The following is a 26811-nucleotide window of genomic DNA, read 5'->3' as shown; positions in this document are numbered from 1 at the left end:
TAGTATGGGCAGCTATAAACACATCTATGGCTGCCATATTATTTACATTTTAAATTAATAAAAAACGTTATTAAATAATTAGATAGCCGTAAACCGGTTAAGTAAAGGTAAAAGTGAGATACGAAGGTAATATTTATCGTCCACCACAAGAGGCGGACGCCTACATACTGCAATGCACAATAGGCTGCTCTTACAACAAGTGCACTTACTGCTCTATGTACAAAGACGTGCGCTACCGTGCAAGGGATATCGGTGAACTGATAGAAGATATTCAGATGGCAAAACGTGCTTTTGGCGTCAATATTAACAAGATTGAAAGAGTATTCTTAAGTGATGGTGATGCTATTTCACTGCCTACTAATATGCTATTAGAAATACTAGCTGAGCTATACTCAGCATTTCCAAACTTAAGCCATGTCAGTACTTATGCTGGTCCACAAAGTACACTGAGTAAGACTGAAGAAGAGTTAATACAATTAAGACAAGCTGGACTCACTATGACCTATTTAGGGGTTGAATCCGGTTCAGATGAAGTACTCAGTATGATTCGTAAAGGCGTTAGCGCCGAAGAGATGCTTGTCGCTGGCCGTAATATTGTTGCTGCAGGCATCAAACTAGTCGCAATGGTAATGATTGGTATAGGAGGACGTGGTGACATATCGCAGACTCACATAAAAGAAACGGCAACATTAATCAATCAGATGAAGCCTTACCTGCTGGGCACATTAACCACAGTTGCCATTGAAGGGACTGCTTTATGTAGGCAAGTTGCCAAGGGGGAGTTTAATTTACTCGACCCTTATGAAGTACTAGAAGAGATGAAGATGTTGCTGGAACATATTGAGCTACCAGACTTATATATTGATGGTACTCACGCATCTAATTTATTGCCGATAAAAGGCTTACTTAAAGATGATAAACTTAAAATGCTAGCATCTATCAATAAGTACTTAGACAACAAAGATGAAAGCTTAATAGGTAAAGCTTACTGTGGCCGATTTTAACGTCAGAGATTTTAACGTCAAAGTAATGCCTATTCGACACAAAAAAGGGCTTGATAATCAGCCCTTTTTATTATGAATTTGATAGCCAATTAGTGTGAATCAACAGGCATATTTATGAGAGATGGGGTCGGCAATCACAATGATGTCGCCTCGGAGCATATAGTTACCGCCATGCAAGTCCATCACCCAGTGATCATCAATGATGTTATCGTCAATCAAGACAGGCTTGCGCTCAGCGGAATTCATATAAAAGTGCGAACGAGGCTCTTGGATCTGCTCACCAAATTCATCGACACTTGAAACCTCATCGGTAAAGGGCTTCTGTGGATCGGCAGATGTCATGGTCATGGTCATGGTACGCAAGTTTGCCTAAAGTTTGCCTAAACTTCACCCAAAGTCATCATAGTGAAAATGGCTGGGACGAGTGGGACCGGTACCAATATCGCTGATATCTTCAAGGCGCTCCATCACGTAAAAACGCACCACGCGACCGCTGCTCAATTCAACGGTATCTTCACGATGGGTGGTTGGAATATGGGGGTTTTCTTGATTTTCTGGGCGCAAGCACCAGCGTGCAAACAGCTAGTAACCATCTATCTTACTGATACACAGCTTGAGCACTTTGCCTGGCTCTGCGGCCACTTCGTACATCTCGGCGTTGATACCGGTGGCGATCAAATCAAGTTCAGTAAACCGCTCCAGATATATCGATACATCATCAAGCCGATGGCTCACCTCTGCGCTTACTAACCCTTTAATCTCTTTTATTGCATCAAGGTACGGGGCCATCGAGTAAGCCACCATTAACAAGCAAAATAAATTTAGAACAACAGCAACGACTAATACGCAAACGCTATCAAACGATATCATTATCGCCCTCTAACAATGCCCTAATGTGTCAGACAATAAATCAACAAAATACATATTGTATGCTCATAAGTTCACCACTTACCATTATCTCGCAGCTTCGGGTAGGTTTCCAACCACCGTTTTTGTGTCACTCTCTGTTCAAACAAAGCACGCTTTGTTTTTGGATTGTGCTGCAAAGATAGATCAAACAGGCAAGCTAGCTCAAACGGACTATGTAAGTTCAATGACACCTCACTTAGTGACCCCGTTGATATGGATATTGTTGATGTTGATGATTTTGCTATTAATTGACAGTTCACCCCAACAGCCGTTTGCTTTTCAGGCCAATAACTCATTGCATCAAGGCTCGATGCATATTCTTGATGCTGGTTTCGTAGATGCATTCTTGCTTGATTCTTAACTGACCATGGATACTTAGGCGCAATACGCTTCAGCTCTGCCTCTAACCCAATATCTTTATCAGGCGATAGATCGCTGGTATCAAAATAAATAAGGTCGATATCATTAAGCGGCGTTTTCAATCCATGCACCTTATCCCAAACTAAGTTGCGGACAAACCCTGCCGCCAGCATCCAATCGTTTAACTTAAGCTGCTCGGCAATGCCGAGCGCATTGAGTCGGTACTCATCTTCAAGTAGCCAGAGCTTTATTTGCTTTTCAAAGTCTATTGTATTGGTCAAACGTTACTCTCTTTAAAAATGTTAAAAAAGCAGTTACATGGCTTCTTGAGCTTAATTCAAGCAATCTCAATTCCGAGTCGAAACAGCCTATTTTAGGCAACAAAAAAGGAGCCTTAGCTCCTTTTCCTGTGGGATTGATTTAAGGCGCTGGCACGGCCTTCATCAACACCTCTGTGGTGTACTTATTGTTATTGATCACAGGGAAGCGATCGTAAGTCTGGAAAATCACTTTTCCTTGATATTGGATCATCGCAACCACGCCATAATGAATGCTGTCGTCAATAGTCTCAGCTGGCAGTAGAAACTTAAATGGTACTGGTGCTCTGACAATATCAAAACTCTTTTGCGCGACAATCACACCAGGGGTATCTAAGTCGATAATTGCGATAGTAATCGAGCTACCTTGAGGCAGTGGTAACTTTTCAAGATACCCCGCAGCACCGTTAACCACGACAGGCGGCTTATCTACAACGGTTACACAAGCTGTGAGTACCAATATACATAAGAGCGCGACACTCTTTTTCATTAATGAAATCATTTTACTTATCCTATTGATAAAAGTGTATCTTGCGTAACGGTTAAGCTTTCGTTGTCATGCGAATAAGGCCTTCTTGCGTGGCTGACGCCACTAATTCGCCTTGTTGGTTAAAGAATTGCCCCCTTACAAAACCACGCCCGCCGCTGGCATTTGGGCTATCTATGCTATAGAGCAACCACTGACTTAAATCGAATGGGCGGTGGAACCACATAGCATGATCTATGGTCGCCATACGCATTCCTGGCGTCAAAAACGATACGCCATGTGGCTGCGCTGCGGTGACCAAAAAGTTAAAGTCAGAGGCGTACGCGAGTAGGTAATCATGAACACTTAAATTGTCTGGCACTTGACCGTTAGCACGGATCCAAACATGCCGAGCCGGCTCAGATGCTTTAGGCGCTATGGGATCACTAGGATTAACCAAGCGCATCTCGATTGGTGTATCAGCCATAAATTTTTCAAGCACTCTCGATGGCACTTTATCACGCAGCGTCATCGCTAATTCTTGTTGGTTAAGTAAACCTTCTGGACCTGGAACATCGGGCATCACAGCTTGATGGTCATAACCCGCTTCATGGGTTTGAAAAGAGCAGGTCATATAGAAGATTGGCCGACCTTTTTGAATGGCTTTGACTCTTCGCGCACTAAAACTGCCACCGTCACGCATGATTTCGACATCGTAGACAATGGGAAGCTTCTCATCACCGGCACGCAAAAAGTATGAATGTAACGAGTGAACTTTACGGTCAGGGCTGACAGTTTGTTTTGCTGCGCTTAAGGCTTGGCCCATGACTTGGCCACCAAATACATGCCCAAAGCCTAAGTCTTGGCTTTGCCCACGAAACAGCCCTTCTTCTATCTGCTCTAAAGAAAGTAACGCTAACAGATCATCTAATACTTGACTCATTGCAACCTAAAACCCGACTAATAATGGCATTAAGCTTAACTCAAGTTCCCCTCACCTCGCCAGCTTTATACCCAAGCCACCTGAAGATGCAGGGTTCAGTGGGAATTTAATGCGCTTTAAGCAAGGCGTTGATTGCAGTTAATGGTTGTTCCCTTAGCAAGATCAATAACGCAGCAGAAAGTGCATTAAACCCCATCGAAGAAGGCTTTGCGCAAGCCCACTTCGTTGTTGCACTAGCTTAAAAGGGAGTTGCCATTCCTACGCTAATACGCCTAAAATTGAACTCGCGCAAGGCCTCTGAAATGAGCATGTTCAAGTCGTTTGGGTATATACCGAAGCGAAACTAACCCTAGGCTGATGAACACGCTAACTTCGATGCATAAAATACTTAGGCATTCATAGTGTTAGCCTAAGAAGGGATCGAGACTTAACCTTAACTCAAGATGATTTAAGCGGTATGGATTACTTTATCTGTATATGACGTTGATTTGCTGAAGCTTTTGCCCAGGCTAGCACTTGCGCTTCGCCACTGCTGTGCACTGTCACTGGTTTTGCGAGATAAATCTCTGGCCAACGCTCAGTTATCACCTCTGGGGTACACTCCTCCGCTTTAAAACGACTTGGAGAGAACTCCACCAACGCGGCATGACTAATACCACCAGCGGCGGCTAATAAGTGTTGTCCTGAAGGACTTTTAGAGCTGCAAAGGTACAACACAGTGGCTGTGACCGTGGTTTTAGAAAATAGCGGTCTTACGGCTGGCGCTAAATGATCTGCGGTCATCGGGGTAACAGCGTGGGGAATGATACTGTTAACACAGATCCCATATTCGGCACCTTCAAGGTGTAAGCTATTGACCAAGCCCATAACGGCCATTTTGCTAGCACTGAAACTGGTTTCATACATATCACCATAGACTGAGCTGGCACTACTCATCACCACGCGCCCATAACCTTGGCGTTTCATTATCGGCCAAACGGCCTGGGTCATATAAAAAGTACCGTTGAGATCGACATCTAAATGATGCTTCCAGTTTGATGCACTCAGTTGCTCAAACGCACAGGGATGATGGATCCCAGCATTATTGATAAGGATATCAACTCGCCCCCAGCTTTGAATAACCTCTTCAATCATCTTGTCGATATCATCAGTGCAAGTAACATCTAATGTAAAAGGCTTAAACTCAGCACCTATAGCGGCAATGGCATCACCGCACGTCTTTAGCCCCGAATCAGGCTCTAAATTTAGCGTCTCACTTGAGCTAACATCCTTTGTTTGAGTTGTTTCATTATCGACTAAAACAACTCTAGCTCCTCGCTCAGCTAAGGCGATAGCATAGGCTCGACCTAAGCCCGATGCCGCGCCTGTCACTATGGCGACTTGTCCCTCAAAACGCATAGTTATCGATCCCTAAAAAAATTTGGTTCATTACAAATGTAGTCGTTGACTGCTCTAAAAGCAGTTGTATATCCAAAGTGTGGATTACAGCTCACATTATTGAGTTCACTCTAGAGATGTAATATTGCATACACTCCTGCCTAACAGATGTGCGCTAGTTCAAAATTTTTCAATCCTCCAAACCTAAAAATGATAATGCAGAGCAATTTGTTAAGCTGACCACTTTTGAGTCGATAAAATCCACTTTTTACGAGTTGTTAAATTTGCTATGCTATGGCCACTTTTTTTACCTTTATGTCATCCTCGCTTGACGTAAACCTCTGTAAGTAAATATAAATCATGAACCCTTGGATACTTGCCATCCGCCCTCGCACCTTGCCTGCGGCGATTGGACCACTGCTGGTTGGTAACGTACTCGCACTGCACCTTGAGCAATTCAGCTTTTTTATCGCTGTTATTTCGATGCTCTGCGCCCTGCTATTACAAATTGCCGTCAACTTGGCTAACGATTATTTCGATTTTAAAAGTGGCGTCGACACTGAAGAACGTGTCGGCCCTGTACGTGTTACCCAAAGTGGCTTGTTAAGCCCTACGGCTGTACGCAATGCAATGACTTTATGTTTGGTACTGGCATTACTCGTTGGTTCTTTGCTTATCTACCATGGCGGTCTACCGATCGCCTTTTTAGCTGCAGCTGCGATACTTGGCGCCCTTGGCTATAGTGGCGGTCCTTATCCACTGGCTTCCCATGGTTTAGGTGAAGTCGCGGCGTTTGTGTTTTTTGGCTTAGTCGCTGTTGTTGGAAGTTACTTTTTGCAAGCGGGTGAAACGGCAACCAGCGCATGGTTATTAGGCAGCGCCATCGGCTTTCTAAACGCGGCAATTATGCTAGTGAATAATACTCGAGATATGGAAACCGATATTAAAGCGGGTAAACAAACCTTAGCGGTCCGCATCGGTTTAGAGCAATCTCGCATCTTCTATCAAAGTTTTGTGTTCTTGCCGTTTGCAATCATTATTAGCGGTTTCTTTATGGGGGCCTTGCCTGGTTTACCCGTACTTTTAGCTGGGTTATCTTTCATTATGGCAAGAACACTAAGCCGTGACTTTAATGAAGTTACAGGCGCTGCGCTAAACCCATTACTTGGACGCACAGCTAAACTTACTATGATTTTCAGCGTGTTGTTTAGCATCGGTCTATTGGCCGATATTTGGATAGGTTAACTTCAAGCGTGATCAGCCATAGCTAAAAACTAAAAAGCCTATCGAATGATAGGCTTTGTAGTTTTTGCGCTCAGAATAAAGATATCGAATTACACCTTCTGTAAGCGACGATCGCCGCTCCAGTTCAAATGATACTTATCACCAGCAGGTTTATCTGTTCGCTCAAAGGTATGTGCGCCAAAATAATCGCGTTGACCTTGTAGTAAACTCGCCGGTAATGTCGCACAGCGATAGCTGTCATAATAGGCTAATGCCGAGCTAATACACGGCGCTGGAATACCACTCATTACGGCAGTCGATACCGCTAAACGCCAATCATTCTGTTTATCTGACAAAGCGTTAGAGAAAGTATCAGCCATCAACAGGTTTTCTAACTCAGCATTTTGCTGATAAGCCTGAGTGATCGACTGCAAGAAGGTGGCGCGGATAATACATCCGGCGCGCCAAATTTTAGCGATTTCAGCAAAGTCTAACTGCCAGTCTTGTTCTTTGGCTTGCATGGCCATCAACTGAAAACCTTGGGCGTAACATGACACTTTGGCGCAATAGAGCGCATTTTCAAGCTGATCGATAAATGTCTGCTTTTCGCCGCTGTTAACCGTGGCTAAAAGCGCTGCGCTTGGTCCTGATAACAGTTTGCTGAGTTGCTGCCTTTGTGCTTTTTGAGTACTGACAGCGCGGGCATAAACCGCTTCAGCAATAGTCGGAGCTGGGCAGCCGATTTGCAAACTGCTTACTGCGGTCCAAAGGCCTGTACCTTTTTGGCCCGCTTTATCTAAAATCATTTGCACCAGCGGCGCGCCAGTTAATGGGTCGGCTTGTTTAAGCACATCGGCGCTTATCTCCATTAAGTAGCTGTTTAAGCTACCTTGATTCCAACGCTCAAACACATCACCCACTTCGCTCGGGCTTAATCCTAACCCCTGACTCAGTAATTGATATGCTTCGCAAATGAGCTGCATATCAGCATATTCAATGCCGTTATGCACCATCTTGACGTAATGACCCGAGCCTGCAGGCCCAATATAAGTGGTGCAAGGTTCGCCTTCTTTTACCGGGTTTCCTGGCTCAAACCGCTCAATAGGTAAACCCGTTTTAGCATCAACCTTAGCAGCAATGGCTTGCCATATAGGCTCAATTCTATTCCAAGCAGTTAAGCTACCACTTGGCATCAAAGATGGGCCAAAACGCGCACCAACTTCACCACCAGAAACCGCGCAACTAAAGAACTGAAAGTCACTGGCATAGCGCTGCTCACGCGCAACCGTATCGGTCCATAAACTGTTGCCCGTATCAATCACAATATCATCGCTTTCGATGCCAGCTTCAATCAGAGACTGGCACACTCCATCGACAGGTGCGCCTGCCGGGACAGATAACAACAGTACACGCGGCTTTTCTAATTTAGATAACATTTCAGAAAGATTGTTACAGCCTACTATTCGAGGCTCAGCTATCTGTTTTAGGTATTGTTTACGCTCACGTTCTTCTTGCTTAACAGTGTCTTGCACCTTGAGCTCATCAAGATCGAACGCAGCAACGCGATACTGGTTATCGGCTATATTGAGCGCGAGGTTCTTGCCCATTACACCTAAGCCAATCACACCGATATCATAAAGCTGATTTTGGTTATTCATGTAAATTTATTCCGTAGGTCACAGAGAATTACCCATCTATTATTTTGTATAAGCAACAATAGCTGACGCTGCTTATTGAGGTGACAGGTTTAATTTTGTTAGCGATTATACAGACTTTGGTAACTTAATTACCAGGCAAAGCCATTTCAGTTAACAATTAGGCGTTAATAATGAACAATAAATTTAGTTCAAAAACAAAAAAGCTGAAACCTAAGTTTCAGCTTTTGTCTGCATTTGCAGGTTAATACCTATCAGTATAAGACCCATCAGCAAGCATCATTCCCCTGACGGCATAAATGCCGACCTACACAAGATCCAGCTATAACGGCTCAATAGCTTTGTCTTAGCTTTCCTCGCTCCTAGGATCTGCTTTTCCTGCTTTTATCGTCTTAGCTTTTCTCGCTGCTAGGATCCTAGAACCTTCTACTTATACATGCGCATCTGCATATCCCATGCGCGTTAAGGTATTACGCACGATATCTAAGGTTGCGGGATCTTCAATGGTTGCTGGCACCTTGTAACTTTGGTTATCGGCAATATTGCGCATGGTGCCTCGAAGGATTTTTCCGCTACGCGTTTTAGGTAGCTTCTGCACCGCACTCACCAGCCTAAAGGATGCCACCGGGCCTATCTCTTGTCGTACTAAACTCATCAGTTGCTGGTTAAGTTCATCATCGTTAAGGGTTACGCCTTTTTTTAGCACCACTAGACCCAGCGGTACTTGGCCTTTAAGCTGATCTTTAACGCCGATAACAGCCGCTTCGGCCACTGCATCATGCTGACAGAGCACCTCTTCGAATCGTCCCGTCGATAGTCTGTGCCCTGCTACATTAATAATGTCATCGATACGGCTCATAATGTATAAGTAACCCTCTTCATCTTTGTATCCGGCATCGCCCGTTAAGTAATAGCCTGGATACATGGAAAGATAACTATCTTGATAGCGCTGCTCATTTTGCCACAAGGTGGTTAATGTTCCCGGTGGCAGCGGCAGTTTAATCACAACATTACCAGACTCATTAGCTGCAACTTCGTCGCCCATGACATCAACAACGTCAATTTGATAACCGGGTACCGCTAATGCAGGCGATCCAGCCTTAACCTCGACAGGGGCGTAGCCCATCAAGTTTGCCGCTACCGGCCAACCGGTTTCAGTTTGCCACCAATGGTCTATAACAGGCTTATTGAGTTTATCTTCGGTCCAGTGCAAAGTATCAGGATCGCAGCGCTCGCCCGCTAAGAACACATTCTTCAAGTAGCTTAAGTCTACGCCCTGCAAATAGTCACCATTGGGATCATCGCGTTTAATTGCTCTAATCGCCGTAGGGGCGGTAAAGAAGCTTTTCACCTTGTATTTCGAGATTATGCGCCAAAATGCGCCAGGATCGGGAGTGCCAATAGGCTTACCTTCATACAGAATACTGGTCGCCCCGACGAGTAATGGGCCGTAGACAATATAGGAGTGTCCCACCACCCAGCCGACATCCGATGCGGCCCAAAAAGCGTCCCCTGCATTAATGTCATAGATATGCTTCATCGACCAAGCAAGTGCCACCGCATGGCCGCCATTGTCACGCACTACGCCTTTGGGTTGCCCTGTGGTGCCAGAGGTATACAAGATATAAAGCGGGTCTGTTGCATCAAGCGGCTGGCAATCAATATTAGGTGCTGCAGCCACCGCGCGTTGCCAATCAATATCTCTTCCAGGCATCAATTCAGCTTCAAGCTGACCTCGGTTTAATATCAAGCAGTGGTCCACTTTATGGCTTGCTTGCTCTAACGCCGCATCGAGTAGCGGTTTATATGGGATAACCCCCGATGGTTCAATGCCGCAAGACGCAGAAAGAATCAGCTTAGGCTTAGCATCATTAATGCGGGTGGCGAGTTCATTGGCGGCGAAGCCACCAAAAACTACAGAATGAATTGCGCCGATACGTGCGCAGGCCAGCATCGCAAATGCCGTTTCTGGCACCATGGGCATATAGATCACCACTCGGTCACCCTTTTTCACGCCAATTGAGTCCATATAACCCGCAAGCCTGCTCACCTGAGCTTGCAACTCTTTATAGGAGATCCCATATTCAGTGTCAGTCACAGGACTCACATATTGCAGCGCAATTTGATCTCCTCGACCCGCTTCAACATGTCTATCCACTGCGTTATAGCAGGTGTTGAGCTTGCCGCCTTTAAACCAGTGGTAAAATGGCGCTTCGCTGTCATCGAGTACGCTATTCCATGGAGAGTACCAATCGATTTGGCTGGCAGCTTGTGCCCAGAATGTCTCAGGTTGGTTAATTGATTTGGTATGTAATTGCTTATTCTTATCTTTCACAATACTGACTCCACTTTGCTAGGGCTCGATAGCTATTGCATCGAATGAGAGCGATTTTCGTCCATTTAATGCTTAATCGCATTATGCTCTGACGATTGATAAATCCCCATTAGACCTTAGAATGAGTAAGTCAAATAGGCTGTAGTACGACTCCAGAGATACATACGTAACAGCTAACATACTGTTTAAATATACTAATATATAAGACCCTCTCCTTTTCCTCTGCTCATCCATCGCTAAACTTGCTCCAGTGGAAAGCGCACTTGACATGAAATCCACTTTATCTAACCGGACCAAACTTTACCTTTACGTAAACTTCATATACCGTGTTATTAATGTAAACAATTATGGTGTTATTTGATGGTAGAGAATCAGCTCCCACAAACGACATACTCAATTAGTGATCTCTCTAAAGAGTTTGATATCACGACTCGTAGTATTCGTTTTTATGAAGACCAAGGTCTTTTAAAACCAAAGCGCCGTGGCCAAACACGGATCTATAGCCTTAAAGATAGGGTGAGGTTAAAGCTTATCTTACGCGGTAAACGCTTAGGCTTTTCATTGGCTGAAACCAGACGTTTATTCGAACTTTACGATGCCGACAAGAATAGCAGTAGCCAACTGCACACCATGCTAGAGCTAGTTGAAGACAAGAAAGTCTCACTACAGCAGCAGATGGACGATATTAAAGTGGTACTGATGGAGCTGAACTCGGCTGAGCAACAATGCCGTGATGCGCTTGAAAATAACGCCCAGTAATGGGCTTTTTTATATCACCATTTTCGTTATAGCAATTAGCAATTAGCAATTAGCAATTAGCAATTAGCAATTAGCAATTAATAGAGTAACCCAATAATTACATAATAAATTGATAAGTATCACGGCATAGATCAGTGAACTTACACTCAACAAAACTTGACAGGACACAAGCAAATGACTCAACTCTACTCATCTCTAAATTTTGGCCTCGGTGAAGAAGTCAATATGCTGCGCGACGCAGTGCAAAGCTTCGCGGCAAATGAAATCGCCCCTATTGCGGCCAAAACAGATCTCGATAACGCTTTTCCTAATGAGCTTTGGCCTGTACTTGGTGATATGGGGCTGCTCGGCGTGACGGTATCAGAAGAGTATGGGGGAGCTGAAATGGGCTACCTGGCCCACGTGGTCGCCATGGAGGAGATCTCCCGAGCCTCTGCATCAATAGGTTTGAGCTACGGCGCCCACTCCAATCTCTGTGTTAACCAAATTAACCGTAACGGTAACAGTGAGCAAAAAGCCAAATACTTGCCAAAATTAGTTAGTGGTGAGCACATTGGCGCGCTTGCCATGAGTGAGCCCAATGCTGGCTCTGATGTGGTTTCAATGAAACTACACGCCCGTAAAGAGGGTGACAGATACATACTCAACGGCAACAAAATGTGGATCACCAATGGTCCCGATGCCCACACCTACGTTATTTATGCCAAAACTGATCTCGATAAAGGTGCCCACGGCATCACCGCATTTATTGTTGAACGCGGCTCTAAAGGCTTTAGCACGGCGCAAAAGCTAGACAAATTAGGCATGCGCGGTTCAAACACCTGTGAATTGGTATTTGAAGATTGTGAAGTACCAGAAGAGAACATTCTTGGCGGCCTCAACAACGGCGTTAAAGTCTTGATGAGCGGCCTCGATTACGAGCGCGTGGTGCTCTCTGGTGGCCCACTTGGGATCATGACCGCCTGTATGGATATCGTTATCCCCTACATTCACGAGCGTGAACAGTTTGGTAAATCAATCGGCCAGTTCCAGCTAGTACAAGGCAAGCTTGCCGATATGTACACAGGCATGAACGCGGCAAAATCTTATATCTACAACGTGGCGAAATCTTGTGACCGCGGTGAAACTACCCGTAAAGACGCCGCTGGTGCCATTTTATATTCAGCAGAGCTTGCCACTAAGATGGCGCTCGATGCCATTCAGCTTCTTGGCGGTAATGGCTATGTCAACGAGTACGCGACGGGTCGCCTACTACGCGATGCCAAGCTGTATGAAATCGGTGCGGGTACCTCTGAAATTCGCCGTATGCTAATTGGCCGTGAGCTATTTAACGAATCAAAGTAACGCTTACTCAGATTGGAATCGAGCCAGGCCTGCAACCGCAGGCCATCCCTAAAAATTCATACTTAGGGGGGACCGTCGGGCAATCACTAAGGTTGCCCTCCTATTTCAGCTTCAAAAGGATTGAAATTGTGACGCAACTTAGCAGCCGTATTAATGCACGTAGCGATGAATTTAAAGCTAAATTTGATGATATGGCCACGGTCGTTCAAGACTTAAAAATAAAAATACATCAAATTGAACAAGGCGGCGGAGAAGTCGCGCGTAACCGTCATCTTTCACGGGGAAAACTTCTGCCTCGTCAGCGTGTTGAGAAGCTGCTAGATCCCGGTTCGCCTTTTCTAGAAATTTCTCAGTTTGCCGCCTTCGAACTCTATGACGATGTGGTGCCAGCCGCAGGGGTCATAGCAGGGATTGGCCGCGTAAGTGGTGTCGAGTGCATGATTATTGCTAACGATGCCACCGTAAAGGGCGGCACTTATTATCCGGTAACCGTTAAGAAGCATCTGCGCGCACAAGAGATTGCTAGCCGTTGCCACCTGCCCTGCATCTATCTTGTGGACTCAGGCGGCGCTAACCTTCCCCGCCAAGATGAAGTGTTCCCCGATAGAGATCATTTCGGCCGCATCTTCTATAACCAAGCGCAAATGTCTGCCAAAGGTATTCCGCAAATTGCCGTCGTCATGGGGCTTTGCACCGCAGGCGGCGCGTATGTACCCGCCATGGCGGATGAATCCATTATTGTAAAAGAGCAAGGCACCATCTTCTTAGCTGGCCCGCCACTCGTTAAGGCTGCGACCGGTGAAGAGGTCACCGCTGAGGAGCTTGGCGGCGCTGAAGTGCACACCAAAATATCTGGCGTGGCCGACCATATGGCGCAAAATGATGAACACGCGCTTGAACTTGCCCGCAAAGCCGTGACTCGCCTTAATCATCAAAAACAAATTGCTGCTCAGCTAAGCCCTGTTAAACCACCAAAATTTGATATTAATGAGCTTTACGGCATCGTAGGCACTGATCTTAAAAAGCCATTCGATGTCAAAGAGGTGATTGCACGCCTTGTCGATGACTCAGACTTTGATGAGTTTAAAGCCAACTACGGTAATACCTTAGTGTGTGGCTTTGCCCGCATTCATGGCTACCCGGTCGGCATTGTCGCCAACAATGGCATCTTGTTCTCTGAGTCTGCGCAAAAAGGCGCGCACTTTATTGAACTGTGTTGCCAACGCAAAATTCCACTCTTGTTCCTGCAAAATATCACCGGTTTTATGGTGGGTAAAAAATACGAACATGAAGGCATAGCAAAACACGGCGCCAAGATGGTGACCGCGGTCTCTTGTGCCAACGTGCCTAAGTTCACGGTGATTATTGGCGGCAGCTATGGCGCGGGTAACTATGGGATGTGTGGCCGTGCATTTGAGCCAACTATGATGTGGATGTGGCCTAATGCCCGGATATCGGTAATGGGCGGCGAGCAAGCCGCTGGCGTACTGGCAACGGTTAAACGTGACGGGCTGGCACGTAAGGGCCTTGAATGGTCAAATGATGAAGAGCAGGCATTTCGTAAACCGATTGTTGAACAATACGATAAAGAAGGCCATCCGTATCATGCCAGCGCCCGTTTATGGGACGACGGTATTATCGATCCGGTTCAAACCCGTGATGTTGTTGGTTTAGCGCTGTCTGCCGCGCTAAACGCACCAATTGAAGAGACTAAGTTCGGTGTATTTCGCATGTAATGGCAGGTTGCCATTTAAGCCAAAAACCATCGACTCAGACAATAAAATGGACCAACAATAATGAATACATCAGTCACCACAGACACCGAACAACTGACCGAGCAATTAGCATATGTAAACTGCTCAGTCGATGGCGGCGTGGCGCAAATGGTGCTCAACCGCAGCGATAAGCATAACGCCTTTGATGAAGTGATGATTAAGGAAATGATCACAGTACTTGAACACTTCGCCGTCAATCCAAAGTGCCAAGTGTTAGTGCTAAAAGCCAACGGAAAAAACTTCAGCGCAGGCGCCGATCTCAACTGGATGCGCAAGCAAGCCAAGATGGATTTTGCGCAGAACTTAGCTGACGCCAATGAGCTAGCCAAGCTGATGTCAGTGCTGGACAAATTCCCAAAACCGACCATCGCACTGGTACAAGGCGCTGCTTTTGGCGGCGCGCTCGGGCTTATTTGCTGCTGTGATATTGCTATTGCCAATGAGCGAGCCAGCTTTTGCTTAAGTGAAGTCAAACTAGGGCTCATTCCTGCGGTCATCAGTCCTTATGTCACTCGCGCTATGGGACAACGCGCAGCGCGCCGCTACATGCTCACCGCTGAGCGATTTGACGCGCCAAAAGCGCTACAACTGCAGGTTATCCATGAGGTAAATGATGATTTAGAGGCGGCAGCCACGCCGATTATTGCGTCGTTACTGAGCAATAGCCCACAAGGTATGGCGTGGGTGAAATCACTGCTTTCAACATTAGAAGATGGCGTCATTGATCAAACAACGTTAGATCGCACCAGCGATCGCATCGCCCGCATTCGTGTATCTGATGAAGGACAAGAGGGCCTCAACGCCTTTTTCGAAAAACGCATCCCACAATGGCCTGCAACCACAGACTTTAACGCTGCAACCCAAAATAATAATCAAAGCGCCAGCGGGCAAGGAGCCAAATAACATGTTCACTAAATTGCTAATTGCTAACCGCGGTGAAATCGCCTGCCGCATCATTAACACCGCCAAAGCGATGGGCGTACGCACCGTTGCGCTATATTCAGATGCCGATATCGACGCCCGCCATGTGGCCATGGCCGATGAGGCGTTTTATTTAGGTGGCAGCGCACCTGCAGACTCATACCTTAAGGGTGACTTGATTATTGAAATAGCCAAACGCGCAGGCGCAGAAGCGATTCACCCTGGTTATGGTTTCCTATCTGAAAATGCCGAGTTTGCCCTTAAATGCGAGCAAGCTAATATCGCCTTTGTTGGCCCAAGTGCAGCAGCGATTGACTCTATGGGTAGCAAAAGCGCCGCCAAAGAGATAATGGGCGCAGCCAACGTACCCCTGGTTCCCGGTTACCACGGCGATGACCAAGATGATGCCTTACTGGTTTCAGAGGCCAATAACATGGGCTTTCCTCTGCTGATTAAAGCCGCCTTTGGTGGCGGTGGTAAAGGGATGCGCATCGTTGAAAACAGCGATGAAGTGCTAGATGCGATTAATTCAGCACGACGTGAAGCCATTAGCTCTTTTGGTAACGATAAACTCCTGATGGAGCGTTACCTGCGTCAGCCGCGCCATGTTGAAGTGCAAGTGTTTGCCGATAGCCAGGGTAACTGTATCTATCTGTCTGATCGAGATTGCTCTATTCAACGTCGCCATCAAAAGGTGGTTGAAGAAGCACCAGCGCCAGGCCTGAGTGATGCACTACGAGTGAAAATGGGGGAAGCTGCGGTTGCCGCGGCCAAAGCAATTAATTATGAAGGCGCCGGTACCGTTGAGTTTTTACTTGATACCGATGACAGTTTCTACTTTATGGAGATGAATACTCGCCTTCAAGTAGAGCATCCGGTCACAGAGTTGGTCACCGGCCAAGACTTGGTAAAATGGCAGCTAATGGTTGCCAGTGGCGGTGAGTTACCGCTGAAGCAAGATGAAGTCCGTATTGTAGGCCACGCCTTTGAGGCACGTATTTACGCTGAAGATCCACAAAACGACTTTTTACCCGCTAGCGGTAAGCTCGACTTTTTACGTGAGCCCACCCAGAGCCAATATGTTCGTATCGACTCTGGCGTGCGTGAAAATGATGTGATCAGTAACTTTTACGATCCGATGATTTCAAAACTAATCACTTGGGATGAATCACGCCCCCGCGCCCTGCAGCGCTTAGTGCACGCCTTAGATGATTATCAAATTGGTGGCCTTAAACACAATATTGAATTTTTAGCCAACATCGCCAAGCATCAAGCCTTTAGCGAAGCGAACTTTAGCACCGACTTTATTGAGCGTTATGCTGATGCACTACTATCAGAGACCGACAATGTACAAGTGTCCACCAGCAGCGATATCACTTTAGGTTTAGCCGCGCTGTATCAGCTTTGTGCTCGCAAGAAACAAGCTCAAATCGATGCACAGACAAGCCATGATCCCTACTCGCCTTGGCATCAAAACAATGGCTTTAGGCTCAACAGTGCTAGTCAGCATCAAGTGGCCTTATTAGATGATAATCATGAGATACATCATCTTGATCTGATTGAGACGCAAGTTGCTGGTCAGTCCCAATATCAACTACAGCTTAGCGATAACTTGCTAACCTTTTCTGGCGAGCTGATTGGCGAGATGCTGCACGCTGAAATTGTCCAGCACAAGCTGGATGATAGACAAACTGAACCTGCTATTAAGACTAACGTTCATAATACTCATAAAACTAACGCCCATAAACTTAAGATCCCGGTCAGCCAAGTGGGTGACGATTTCACCCTGTTTATTGAATCAAAAAGCTATCATTACCGCGCACTGCAATCTGAAGTCATTGAAGAGCAAGACAACTTAGAAGATAAGCTTAAAGCACCAATGAACGGCACCATAGTGACTCAACTAGTGGCGGTGGGCGACTCAGTTAAAGCCGGCCAAGGCATTATGGTGATGGAAGCCATGAAGATGGAGTACACAATAGAAAGCCCATTTGACGGCATCGTCAGTGCATTTTTCTTCGAAGCAGGTGAACTGGTCAGCGATGGCATGTTACTCGCCGAAGTTGAAGCAGAAGTAAACCCTGAAAAGGAAGAAGTCGGATGAAGATGACTAATGTAATAAACGCCATTGAATCCCCGTTTGACGGCATCGTCAGTGCGTTTTTCTTTGAGGCCGGAGAGTTAGTCAGCGATGGCATGTTGCTCGCCGAAGTTGAAGCTGAAGTTGAGTTGACTGATGACGAGGAAGAAGCTGCCGAAGTTGAATCAGCTAAAACTGAGGAAAGTGCATAAATGGCGATTTCTTACCCTCAACAAGTCAGCATCTTCGAAGTCGGTGCCCGTGACGGTCTGCAAAACGAAAAGCCAGTCACCACTCAAGACAAGATTATCTTAATTGAAGACTTGGTCGCTGCGGGCGTAAAGCGTATCGAAGCGGCAAGCTTTGTGTCACCGAAATGGGTGCCTCAGATGGCCGACTCAGGTGATGTATTAAAAAATATCAGCCGAAAAGATAACGTGCGATACAGTGCTCTCACTCCGAATTTAAAAGGTCTGGAACTTGCACTTGACGCTGGCGCCGATGAGGTTGCCATTTTTGGCGCAGCCTCAGAAAGCTTTAGCCAACGTAATATTAACTGCTCGATAGCAGAGTCCATCGAACGTTTTATGCCAGTGATGGCGCTGGCTAAGGCCAAAAACATCCCTGTGCGCGGTTATGTTTCTTGCACCTTAGGCTGCCCATATGAAGGCGAGATTGCGGTTAGCGAAGTCGCTCGGGTGTCTGAATTACTTTACAAAATGGGCTGTTATGAGATTTCACTTGGCGACACCATAGGCGTTGGCACACCGCTTAATGCCCGTAGAATGGTTGAAGCTGTGGCTCAGGTGGTGCCTGTTGAAAAGCTTGCGCTGCATTTTCACGACACCTACGGCCAAGCGCTAGCCAACATTCTGGCCTGCTTAGAAACCGGCGTCAGTGTGATTGATTCATCGGTCGCGGGCCTTGGCGGATGCCCTTACGCAAAGGGCGCTTCAGGTAACTTAGCCACAGAAGACTTAGTGTACATGCTGCACGGACTGGGGATCGAAACTGGCATCGACTTAACGAAACTTGCGAGTGCAGGCAATAAAATCAGTCATGCCCTCGGCCGCCAGTCTGGCTCAAAAGTGGCTAGAGCGATTAGCGAATAAAAAGAAGGTTCTAGGTTCTAGGTTCTAGGTTCTAGGTTCTAGGTTCTAGGTTCTAGGTTCTAGGTTCTAGCATCGGACAGAATAAGGAGATAACAGTAATGGCAGGACTAAATAGAGCGCTAAATCAACAGCCAAATAAAGGACTCAATAAAGTCGTCAGTAGTTATGAAGAAGCTTTAGCAGGCCTAAGCAACGATATGACCGTCATGGTCGGTGGTTTCGGTTTATGTGGCATACCTGAAGGCTTAATTGCGCAAATGGTGAAAATGGGTGTCACTGGACTTACCGCGATCTCAAATAATGCTGGCGTAGACGACTTTGGTTTAGGTCTGTTATTAAAAAGCCGTCAAATCGATACCATGATTGCCTCATATGTGGGTGAAAACGCCACCTTCGAGCAGCAGATGTTATCCGGCGAGCTTAACGTTATCTTGACGCCACAAGGCACCTTGGCTGAAAAAATTCGCGCCGGTGGGGCGGGCATTCCGGCATTCTTTACCGCTACTGGCTACGGTACACCCGTGGCCGAAGGCAAAGAGACCCGTGAAATTGATGGTCGTCACTATGTGTTAGAGCCAGCGCTGAAAGCGGATTTCGCGCTTGTTCGCGCATGGAAAGCCGATACCATGGGTAACTTGGTATTCCGTAAAACGGCGGCCAACTTCAATCCTATGATGGCAACCGCAGGCAAAGTCACCGTAGTAGAAGCTGAGCATATTGTTGAGCCCGGTGAACTTGATCCTGACCATATCCATACGCCTGGTATTTACGTTAATCGCATCATACAAGGCACATTTGAAAAGCGTATTGAGCAGCGCACCGTAAAATCAACAGCAACTGACAAAGCTTAAGGAGGCTGCACTATGGCATTATCAAGAGAACAACTGGCACAACGTGTAGCACAAGAGCTGCAAGATGGCTTTTACGTCAACCTAGGTATTGGTATTCCAACCTTAGTGGCTAACTATATTCCTGAAGGCATTGATGTGATGCTGCAATCGGAAAATGGCCTACTCGGTATGGGCGAGTTCCCAACAGAAGAAACCATTGATGCCGACCTTATCAACGCCGGTAAGCAAACGGTTACTGCAGTAGATGGCGCATCGTTTTTCTCATCAAGCGAAAGCTTTGCCATGATCCGTGGCGGCCATGTGGACTTAACGGTACTGGGCGCATTTGAAGTTGACGAGCAAGGCTCTATCGCCTCTTGGATGATCCCGGGTAAGCTGATTAAGGGCATGGGCGGCGCGATGGACTTAGTGGCTGGCGCCGACAACATTATTGTCACCATGATGCACGCCGATAAAAAAGGTAACTCTAAGTTGTTGCCTAAGTGCGAGCTGCCATTAACAGGTTTTGGCTGCATTAAACGAGTACTGACCGATCTGGCTTTTCTAGAAATTAAAGATGGCGCTTTTCACTTGCTAGAGCGTGCGCCGGGTGTATCAGTTGAAGAGATTGTCTCTAAAACAGCAGGTAAACTTGTAGTGCCTGAGCATGTACCAGAGATGGGCTTTTAACGGCTTATTTTCTAACGAATTGTATTTTAAGGGCTTTTGGTCAAAAATAAGTTCGTTAAAACGACAACAATAACACCCGTCATCAAAAAACGCAGCTCACTATAAGCTGCGTTTTTTTATGTAATGTTCAATTTAACAGTAATGGGTAAACGACAATAGATAGGGACTTGTTATGTCAAAAGTGATCTTAAAAGGGTTTATTTTAGTTCCACAATCCGAGCTATCTGCAGTTAAAGATGAACTCGTTAACCATAAAAGGTTAACACTTGAAGAACCTGGCTGTCGTCTATTTGAAGTGTCGCAAAGCGCAGACAACCGCTGTAAATTTGATGTTTATGAGGAGTTTGTTGATAAACAGTCTTTCGAACAACATCAGAAAAGAGTCAGGTCATCATACTGGGGCAAACTTACGCTCAATGTTGAGCGCCACTACGATATTTTAGAATAACATCTTGGACTACAATCTCGAGCCTGCAATAAACAAAATCAATAGAATGAGCCCTGCATGAATCAAGCATTTTTAAAGCGATACCCTAATGCCCTTTCATTACCTGAAGAGCCTGAATATGGCTTGACCTGCGATATTATCGATCATCTTGATTTTAGCTTCTGGCAACCCCTGACCGAGAAGCTAGCTCCAGATCACCAACTAGCCTTTACGCACTGTATACGCGTTGAGGAAGGAGCAAACCCAGTGTTTATCTATGAGGGCGTGCAAAAGTTCGTATTGAAACTAGTTCCTCCAAATTGGTCTAGGCAAGCTAGTGCAGAACTCACAGGCCTTAAACTATTGGCTCAAGCAACACTGGATTTAGATGTGCCACAGCTTATCTGTCATGGCCGCTTTCGTAACTGGGATTATATTTTCATGAGCTTTGTCGAGGGCGATAATCTCGCAGTTCTTCTGCCTACCCTCACCCAGCAACAGATACAAAATATTGCCTTTCAGTTAGGGGGTTTCTGCCAAAAACTGCATCAGCTGCCAGTTTCTCCCGTCACGGGAGCTATCACAGAGGAAGCTACAGAGCTTAGATTAGACTGGCCACTCTTTTTGCAAACCCAGCGCGATAATATTTACCAAAAACGACAGCAACAAGGTTTAATTGAGCCATTCTTGTCTGACTTAGCGCCTTACTTAAATAGCATTAATATCCAATGCAAACAGGGCCCAGACCATTTCATTCATACCGACCTACATCCAGCGAATCTATTAGTAAAACACACTAAACAAGGGATTAAATTGACCGGAGTAATTGACTTTGGTGATGCTATTATTTGTCCCGATCCCGTATTTGAGTTTACATCTCCAGGAATGTTACTCGCGCTAGCCGATAAAAATGTGTTTATTCACTTTTTACAGGGATATGGCTTTGACTATAGTAATGCACAGGAGCTAGTCGAGCAGTGTATGGCATTGTCTTTGCTGCGCCATACAGGCGAGCTCAACTACATACTTAATACCGTCCCCAATGCTAATACTACTGCGGGCTGGAAACAGTCTGAAAAATACCTTTTCCCACTGTGTAACTCAAACGTGATTGCGTAGTACTGCACGGGTAATGGTAGAGAGAATAGCGACAATATGAACTTGTAACGTTTACAAGTTCATATTGAGATGCGAGCTTACTTGACCTCGCCCTTCTCCGTAATAGGTTGCTCAGCTTGCTTATCAGTTTGTGTATCTGTGATTGGTAACTGACTCAGGGCATTTGTCTCTGCCAGCTTTGACTCACACTGATAGGCATTAGCCATCATGGTTACAGAGCCCATAAAGCCTAACGGTTCGTAGAGATAAATAGTGTCAGCACCAAGCTTGGCAGCCTTAATACGCATTTCATTGAGTGTGCCCCACACCATATCTTTATCGGCATGTAGCCAATAATCATAAAAATGACCTTGAGAACCAATTACGGTGCCTTTGTGAGCGCAGCCAAGTAACGCATCAGTGTCATCCCACAATACTTTTACAGTGTTAGATTCATCCGTTGGAAAGGTGATACAAGCGCTAAGGCTTGAGCACATCAGTGCGATGGCAGCCAGTTTTACAAATTTCATGGTTTACAGTCAAAATTAAAAGGGAGGCGATAATATAGGCTTTATCGCGCTTTTGGAATCCCCCCTCTATGACATTTTTATACAAGGTGATCTTGCTAACAAGAGCGCTTTACTCTCCGGCTAAGCGCAAGTTATCTAACCACTGCTTGATAACGGGTCTTACTGCAGGGTTAACAACGACGCCCATATGAGTCACATCATTTAGCAAGATGACTTCAGCGCGAGTGTACTTTGAGATCTCCGGTTCAAATTTCTCGGCTATATTTGACTCATCCATTGTGCCAACTAACACTAATAATGGCTGCGTTATCGCATTGAGATCTTGCTTATAGTTGCGTGGAGCAAAAGCGGTATTAAGGCGATGGGTGTACGACAAGGTTTCAGTTCCGTTACGGACCTCTTGTGGCATATTAAAATCAATCGCAGTTAAATAATCAAACCTATGAATGCCGATATGATTTAGCATGCTGAGCCCTACAATTCTCAAAGTATAGGGCAGCGCCCATCCACCAGAGTTAGGGCGCATGGTAGGCGCGTTATACTTAAGATATGGAGAAAGCAAAATATAGGCATCAGCTTGCTTACCGTATTGGCTTCCCGCAAAGCTTACCGCCAGCCCGCCCCCAGAAGAGTGCCCTGCAATAATCAGCTTGCAGCCTGGGTTATCGTTTTTAATCTGTTTTATCAAATCGGCTAAGTCATCTTCCATCTGCCCAATATAATCGACATCGCCTCGCCTTTTTGGGGCGAGCCCATGGCCTCGAAGATCTGGCGTGTATACCTGAGCGAGCCCTTCAGAACTGAGATATTTGGCTAAAGGAAACAGATACTGGCTATGCCAGCCTGAACCATGCAAAAAAATAATGACCTTGTCAGTTTGCGCCTCGTAATGACGATACGGCAATCTTTCACCATCTCTTGTTTGATAGGTTTTTAGCTTTGGCAGTTCTGCATCACCTGCTGACTTACCATAGGTCAACTCATCAAAAGACAGGCTACTTTTAGCCATAGCGGGCTTGAACCACTGACCAAAAAAAACACAGCTAAAAGCGATGACGAAATAAATCACAACCGAAATGAGTATGAAGTTAAAAATACTCAACAACACTTTATCCATCTAGCCTCCAACTTTCTTAACTAATTCAATAAAGCTACTGTAAATCTATCCTTTCAAAGGTAGTACATAAACTTCAATTTGTAGCCATAGATTGCACTGTCAAAACCAAGTTAACTTTCACGTCATATACTTAATGAAGTTGGAACAGGATGAATACCTAAATATCCTGTTTAATAAAAAGAAGAGTGAGGTGTAAATCATGCGTAATACCGTTAACGGATTTACCCTAATTGAATTAGTTGTCGTCATTATTATCCTTGGCATTATCAGTGTTATTGCAATCCCTAAATTTATCTCCTTTGAAGATGAATCACGTGATGCGGTTATGAAGCAAGCTCTGGCCTCGGTTAAAAGTGCAATCAGTCTTGTTCGAGCCAAGGGCAGCACTGCCTCAGCTAAAGACTGCAATTCGAGTAATAGTCGATTAGCCACTTTTAAGTCTGTTGATATCAATAATGTGCAAATCTGTGTCGATCCGATACAAGGATTTCCCCATATCGATCTATTTCCCCGCGGCACAGAGTCTGAACAAATTAATGCCATGTTGGACTTAGATAATAACTTTGATCAGGTTTGGTGGTCGGGCGGGTTTTACTTGTACCCTAAAGGGATCACTGATGACCAATCTATGAATTGCTATATTTTTTACGACTTTGATACTAAGACAACTGAAATGGTAAACACTGATTGTTAGATTAACAAAAGATAAGCTAGCCAATATTGCGACCTTGTTTATTCTCATTTAACCGCGAGTCATTTCATGCTTTTTACTATTGAAGCAACCAGTCTTAATCAGCTGCAGTAAAACAAGTATTTTTCAACCGCTATAAAGTAAAAAGTCCGGGAAGTTAACTCCCCGGACTTTTTATTGAGTCACAATATTAACAGCTACTCGCCGCCATTGGTTGCCTTATATTCAGCTTCCCATTTAGGCACAACTTTCTCGATAAAGATGGCTTTGTCAGCATTCATCTTATCCATATCCATGCCTAAAAGAGCCTGCGCTTTAGCTTCAGTTGAAATATCTGGAATAACGACTGCAGTCTTAACACCTTGAGCCGCTAGTACTTTTTCAAGTTTACTGCGGGCTTCAGAGGTTTTAGCTAATGATGTTTCTAAAATACGCAGGCCTTCTTCCGGTGCATGAGCGGCGATACCGTGTGAGGCAATGGCAAAGTCCCAACGCCATTGAGCATGACGGATATCGGTTAACGCAGCGGCCATTTGCTGCTCTGTTGCTCCCGCTTTCCAAGCTGCTGCGGCCTCGAAATGAGCTTTCACCAATGCGTCTTCCGCCTTAAGCTTCAGGGTATTAACCTTATCTTTATTGGCCTGCACTAGCCCTTGTAACTGATCTTTGGTTTGCTCGTGACAATTTGCACAGGTAAATTCAAATTTATCAAACGGATTACCAACATTATGGTCCGTGTATTCCTTACCCTCTGCATCGGTTATCCGTGGCATATGACAATCAGTACAAGAGACGCCCATCTCACCATGAATTCCCTTTGCAGTGGTCTCATAGCCTGGATGTTGAGCTTTTAACATTGGTGCTTTAGATAGTTGATGGGTCCAGTCTTTGAATTTCAGCTTGTCATAGTAAGCTTCCATCTCTTCAACAGAGGTACCATCATCCCAAGGAAATTTGACCCAATTTGGTTGTTCGGCTGTTTTTTCAAAGTAGTACTCCACATGGCACTGGCCGCAGACCATATTTTGTTTTTCGCTCTTCTCTGCCTTATCAAACGGTGTGCCTATTGCAGCGAATGCGCGTTCGGCAAAGGGTCGTGCAATTCTCAACTTAGATGTTCCCGGCTTATGACAGTCGGCGCAACCTAATACATTAACAATTTCAGGGCCACCTTTAGCCCATTTACCCTTGAAGTATTCAGCTTCGCCCTCACCTTCAATCAAGCGCGGCACATCAGGGCTTTTACAGCTCCAACATGCCATCGGCATAGGGCCTTCATCCGCTTTCATCGGCGCTCCGGTTCTTAATGTGCTCCTGATATCTGTAATCACATACTGGTGCCCTCTAGGAGCGTTGTAATCCTTGGAAAAACCATAACCAGCCCAAAGGATGACCAAGTTAGGATCCGCAGCTAATGCATTGGTAACCTCTTTGCTCTCTGACGTTTTTTGCCAACTCTGATATTGCTTTGGAAAGCGCTTCTCGTACTGGGCATTATCTGCAGGATTTGTTTTAGCTATTGCTCCAGCACTTAATATGCTGATACAAACTCCGGCTATCAAGGGTACTTTGTATGCTTTCATAAGGTATCCATCCATAGTGTAAGGGTATTTAGATATATAAAATGTAGTCGCTGGGGACTCATTGTCAAAAGCTACAGCAAATTAATTTTCTTTTTTATTATCAAAGGGGATTTTGAAAGAAACCGATAATTGAAACCACTAAAAACACCCTATATAACCGCAGTGTTTTATAACTAAAATTGGCAATGTTTTACTACAAAAATTTGAAGACTAAGGCAACTTTTATCTACACTTAAATTTAACCTGTCTTTGTCTACAATAAGTTGAAGTTGACTAGGTGCGAGCTCTGTTAATTAGAGCCCTATTAATTAGGGTCTAGCTAATTAGAGCTAATAGATTAGAGTTTGATTGATTGGAGCTCAGATAATTAGAGTAGAGTGAGTCCAAATAGAGTTAACCTGCTTAAGGGGGCAATATTGAACATTGATATCTCTGGCAAACAAACTATTTCCGTGTTTCAGCTAACAGCAGTGTTCAGTATGTTATTTGCCTTGGTTGGCTTTAGCTATAACGTCTGGCGCATGGAGATCACCGAGTACAATAGTAATGTGCGTTCGGCCAGTTTTGAACTGCTGCTACAGCTTTCAGAGTTGGAATCTATCGTGTATGCCGCCCATTACGATCAAGATTTGGTTTTAGGTAATCCACGTAAAGGCTGGGTAAAGGTCAATTTGATTGCCGACTTGAGCATGATAACAGAGCCAGGGCTCAGTGTTGCAGCCGAGGAGCTCAAACTGAGCTGGCAATCAAATTGGCAGCAGCTGACCGATGATGAAGCCAGCGCACAAGCGGTAGTGACCCAAATTGATGAGACACGCGCTAGAGTGCGTCAACTGCTCAAGCAGTTAGATTGAGCCACAATCCAACTGAATCAACATCTAGAAGCCAGCACTTAGACCTAAATAACTCGATTTACTTAACTGCGGCAACAAAGGCAATCTCAAGCAGGTAGCTAGGGCCTGCCAATTCAACTTTCAAACAAGCACGGCTCGGCGCACAACCTTCAGGTAACCATGCCTGCCAAGCCTGATTAAATACCGCTACGTTAGCAAAATCTGTCACATAAATCGTCACAGATAACAGACGAGACTTGTCACTGCCAACACTGGCCAAGGTTGCTTCAGCTTGAGCAAAAACCTGCTCAGTTTGGCTCAACATATTGCCTTCAACATCGGCGGCAATTTCCACAAAATGCACCATGTTATTGAACACAGTTGCATCGGACCAGTTTGCACATGGGTTAACGCGTTGAATATCCATTTTA

27 protein-coding genes are annotated in these 26811 nt (G+C 45.4%); 15 read left to right on the top strand and 12 right to left on the bottom strand.

What is annotated here, in order from left to right; all coding sequences use genetic code 11:
* The first annotated feature begins 113 nt into the window (after nucleotides 1–113).
* Complete coding sequence (locus ACVBIL_RS14690; protein WP_447167718.1) at nucleotides 114–1004, top strand: radical SAM protein; 891 nt, start codon at nucleotides 114–116, stop codon at nucleotides 1002–1004.
* Nucleotides 1005–1103: 99 nt separating this feature from the next.
* On the opposite strand, the gene ACVBIL_RS14685 is transcribed toward ACVBIL_RS14690, so the two are convergent.
* From ACVBIL_RS14685 to ACVBIL_RS14660, 6 genes are all read right to left on the bottom strand, one after another.
* Entirely contained in the window at nucleotides 1104–1358 is a 255-nt protein-coding gene (locus tag ACVBIL_RS14685; protein ID WP_447167717.1) for a hypothetical protein, read from the bottom strand.
* 228 nt (nucleotides 1359–1586) lie between these two features.
* Entirely contained in the window at nucleotides 1587–1793 is a 207-nt protein-coding gene (locus tag ACVBIL_RS14680) for a hypothetical protein (RefSeq protein ID WP_447167716.1), read from the bottom strand.
* Between the two features lie 152 nt (nucleotides 1794–1945).
* On the bottom strand, nucleotides 1946–2554 hold the full coding sequence (locus ACVBIL_RS14675; RefSeq protein WP_447167715.1) for a nucleotidyltransferase family protein: 609 nt from the start codon (nucleotides 2552–2554) through the stop codon (nucleotides 1946–1948).
* Nucleotides 2555–2693: 139 nt separating this feature from the next.
* Nucleotides 2694–3092, bottom strand: coding sequence for a YbaY family lipoprotein (locus tag ACVBIL_RS14670; RefSeq protein ID WP_447167714.1), 399 nt, complete (start codon nucleotides 3090–3092; stop codon nucleotides 2694–2696).
* Nucleotides 3093–3132: 40 nt separating this feature from the next.
* Complete coding sequence (gene tesB, locus ACVBIL_RS14665; protein WP_447167713.1) at nucleotides 3133–3999, bottom strand: acyl-CoA thioesterase II; 867 nt, start codon at nucleotides 3997–3999, stop codon at nucleotides 3133–3135.
* 462 nt (nucleotides 4000–4461) lie between these two features.
* Nucleotides 4462–5397, bottom strand: coding sequence for an SDR family NAD(P)-dependent oxidoreductase (locus tag ACVBIL_RS14660; RefSeq protein ID WP_447167712.1), 936 nt, complete (start codon nucleotides 5395–5397; stop codon nucleotides 4462–4464).
* Nucleotides 5398–5736: 339 nt separating this feature from the next.
* Between ACVBIL_RS14660 and ACVBIL_RS14655 the strand changes: the two genes are divergently transcribed.
* Nucleotides 5737–6621, top strand: coding sequence for a 1,4-dihydroxy-2-naphthoate polyprenyltransferase (locus tag ACVBIL_RS14655; protein WP_447167711.1), 885 nt, complete (start codon nucleotides 5737–5739; stop codon nucleotides 6619–6621).
* Between the two features lie 89 nt (nucleotides 6622–6710).
* Here the strand turns inward: ACVBIL_RS14655 and gndA are convergent, their stop codons facing one another.
* Complete coding sequence (gene gndA / locus ACVBIL_RS14650) at nucleotides 6711–8258, bottom strand: NADP-dependent phosphogluconate dehydrogenase (RefSeq protein ID WP_447167710.1); 1548 nt, start codon at nucleotides 8256–8258, stop codon at nucleotides 6711–6713.
* A 427-nt stretch (nucleotides 8259–8685) separates the two neighbouring features.
* Nucleotides 8686–10590, bottom strand: coding sequence for a propionyl-CoA synthetase (locus ACVBIL_RS14645; protein ID WP_447167709.1), 1905 nt, complete (start codon nucleotides 10588–10590; stop codon nucleotides 8686–8688).
* A 360-nt stretch (nucleotides 10591–10950) separates the two neighbouring features.
* On the opposite strand from ACVBIL_RS14645, the gene ACVBIL_RS14640 reads away from it, so the two are divergent.
* The 11 genes from ACVBIL_RS14640 to ACVBIL_RS14590 all read left to right on the top strand — a co-directional run bounded on the left by ACVBIL_RS14640 (nucleotide 10951) and on the right by ACVBIL_RS14590 (nucleotide 21647).
* A complete protein-coding gene (locus ACVBIL_RS14640; protein WP_447167708.1) occupies nucleotides 10951–11349 on the top strand; it encodes a MerR family transcriptional regulator in 399 nt (132 codons plus the stop codon).
* A gap of 174 nt (nucleotides 11350–11523) precedes the next feature.
* The gene (locus ACVBIL_RS14635) at nucleotides 11524–12693 is read left to right on the top strand and encodes an isovaleryl-CoA dehydrogenase (RefSeq protein ID WP_447167707.1); all 1170 of its coding nucleotides are present in this window, start codon (nucleotides 11524–11526) and stop codon (nucleotides 12691–12693) included.
* A gap of 128 nt (nucleotides 12694–12821) precedes the next feature.
* The gene (locus ACVBIL_RS14630; RefSeq protein WP_447167706.1) at nucleotides 12822–14429 is read left to right on the top strand and encodes a carboxyl transferase domain-containing protein; all 1608 of its coding nucleotides are present in this window, start codon (nucleotides 12822–12824) and stop codon (nucleotides 14427–14429) included.
* A gap of 60 nt (nucleotides 14430–14489) precedes the next feature.
* Entirely contained in the window at nucleotides 14490–15371 is an 882-nt protein-coding gene (locus ACVBIL_RS14625) for an enoyl-CoA hydratase-related protein (protein ID WP_447167705.1), read from the top strand.
* Between the two features lies 1 nt (nucleotide 15372).
* On the top strand, nucleotides 15373–17493 hold the full coding sequence (locus ACVBIL_RS14620) for an ATP-binding protein (RefSeq protein WP_447167704.1): 2121 nt from the start codon (nucleotides 15373–15375) through the stop codon (nucleotides 17491–17493).
* Nucleotides 17490–17681 carry a 3-methylcrotonyl-CoA carboxylase gene (locus ACVBIL_RS14615; RefSeq protein WP_447167703.1) on the top strand — a complete coding sequence of 64 codons (192 nt, stop codon included), beginning with the start codon at nucleotides 17490–17492 and terminating at the stop codon, nucleotides 17679–17681. Before ACVBIL_RS14620 ends, ACVBIL_RS14615 begins: the two co-directional genes overlap by 4 nt.
* The gene (locus ACVBIL_RS14610; protein ID WP_447167702.1) at nucleotides 17682–18581 is read left to right on the top strand and encodes a hydroxymethylglutaryl-CoA lyase; all 900 of its coding nucleotides are present in this window, start codon (nucleotides 17682–17684) and stop codon (nucleotides 18579–18581) included.
* 98 nt (nucleotides 18582–18679) lie between these two features.
* On the top strand, nucleotides 18680–19432 hold the full coding sequence (locus ACVBIL_RS14605) for a CoA transferase subunit A (RefSeq protein WP_447167701.1): 753 nt from the start codon (nucleotides 18680–18682) through the stop codon (nucleotides 19430–19432).
* A 12-nt stretch (nucleotides 19433–19444) separates the two neighbouring features.
* Complete coding sequence (locus ACVBIL_RS14600) at nucleotides 19445–20101, top strand: 3-oxoacid CoA-transferase subunit B (RefSeq protein WP_447167700.1); 657 nt, start codon at nucleotides 19445–19447, stop codon at nucleotides 20099–20101.
* Nucleotides 20102–20273: 172 nt separating this feature from the next.
* Nucleotides 20274–20549, top strand: coding sequence for a putative quinol monooxygenase (locus ACVBIL_RS14595; RefSeq protein WP_447167699.1), 276 nt, complete (start codon nucleotides 20274–20276; stop codon nucleotides 20547–20549).
* A gap of 57 nt (nucleotides 20550–20606) precedes the next feature.
* Nucleotides 20607–21647: an aminoglycoside phosphotransferase family protein gene (locus ACVBIL_RS14590; protein WP_447167698.1), complete on the top strand. Its 1041-nt coding sequence runs from the start codon at nucleotides 20607–20609 to the stop codon at nucleotides 21645–21647.
* A gap of 77 nt (nucleotides 21648–21724) precedes the next feature.
* Here ACVBIL_RS14590 and ACVBIL_RS14585 read toward each other — a convergent pair whose 3' ends face one another.
* Both ACVBIL_RS14585 and ACVBIL_RS14580 read right to left on the bottom strand, forming a co-directional pair.
* Nucleotides 21725–22156: a DUF4156 domain-containing protein gene (locus ACVBIL_RS14585; protein ID WP_447167697.1), complete on the bottom strand. Its 432-nt coding sequence runs from the start codon at nucleotides 22154–22156 to the stop codon at nucleotides 21725–21727.
* A 109-nt stretch (nucleotides 22157–22265) separates the two neighbouring features.
* Nucleotides 22266–23273 carry an alpha/beta hydrolase gene (locus tag ACVBIL_RS14580; RefSeq protein ID WP_447167696.1) on the bottom strand — a complete coding sequence of 336 codons (1008 nt, stop codon included), beginning with the start codon at nucleotides 23271–23273 and terminating at the stop codon, nucleotides 22266–22268.
* 199 nt (nucleotides 23274–23472) lie between these two features.
* On the opposite strand from ACVBIL_RS14580, the gene ACVBIL_RS14575 reads away from it, so the two are divergent.
* A complete protein-coding gene (locus ACVBIL_RS14575; RefSeq protein WP_447167695.1) occupies nucleotides 23473–23967 on the top strand; it encodes a prepilin-type N-terminal cleavage/methylation domain-containing protein in 495 nt (164 codons plus the stop codon).
* A gap of 194 nt (nucleotides 23968–24161) precedes the next feature.
* Here the strand turns inward: ACVBIL_RS14575 and nrfA are convergent, their stop codons facing one another.
* Nucleotides 24162–25547 carry an ammonia-forming cytochrome c nitrite reductase gene (nrfA, locus tag ACVBIL_RS14570; RefSeq protein WP_447167694.1) on the bottom strand — a complete coding sequence of 462 codons (1386 nt, stop codon included), beginning with the start codon at nucleotides 25545–25547 and terminating at the stop codon, nucleotides 24162–24164.
* A gap of 479 nt (nucleotides 25548–26026) precedes the next feature.
* Between nrfA and ACVBIL_RS14565 the strand changes: the two genes are divergently transcribed.
* Nucleotides 26027–26401: a hypothetical protein gene (locus ACVBIL_RS14565; RefSeq protein WP_447167730.1), complete on the top strand. Its 375-nt coding sequence runs from the start codon at nucleotides 26027–26029 to the stop codon at nucleotides 26399–26401.
* A gap of 58 nt (nucleotides 26402–26459) precedes the next feature.
* On the opposite strand, the gene ACVBIL_RS14560 is transcribed toward ACVBIL_RS14565, so the two are convergent.
* Nucleotides 26460–26807 (bottom strand): RidA family protein, encoded by a 348-nt coding sequence (locus ACVBIL_RS14560; protein ID WP_447167693.1) that lies wholly within the window; start codon nucleotides 26805–26807, stop codon nucleotides 26460–26462.
* Nucleotides 26808–26811: the final 4 nt, after the last annotated feature.

The sequence above is a fragment of the Shewanella sp. 125m-7 genome (assembly GCF_052977045.1).
Note: the sequence above shows the minus strand (reverse complement) of the source record. Positions and strands in the feature narration are given on the sequence as shown.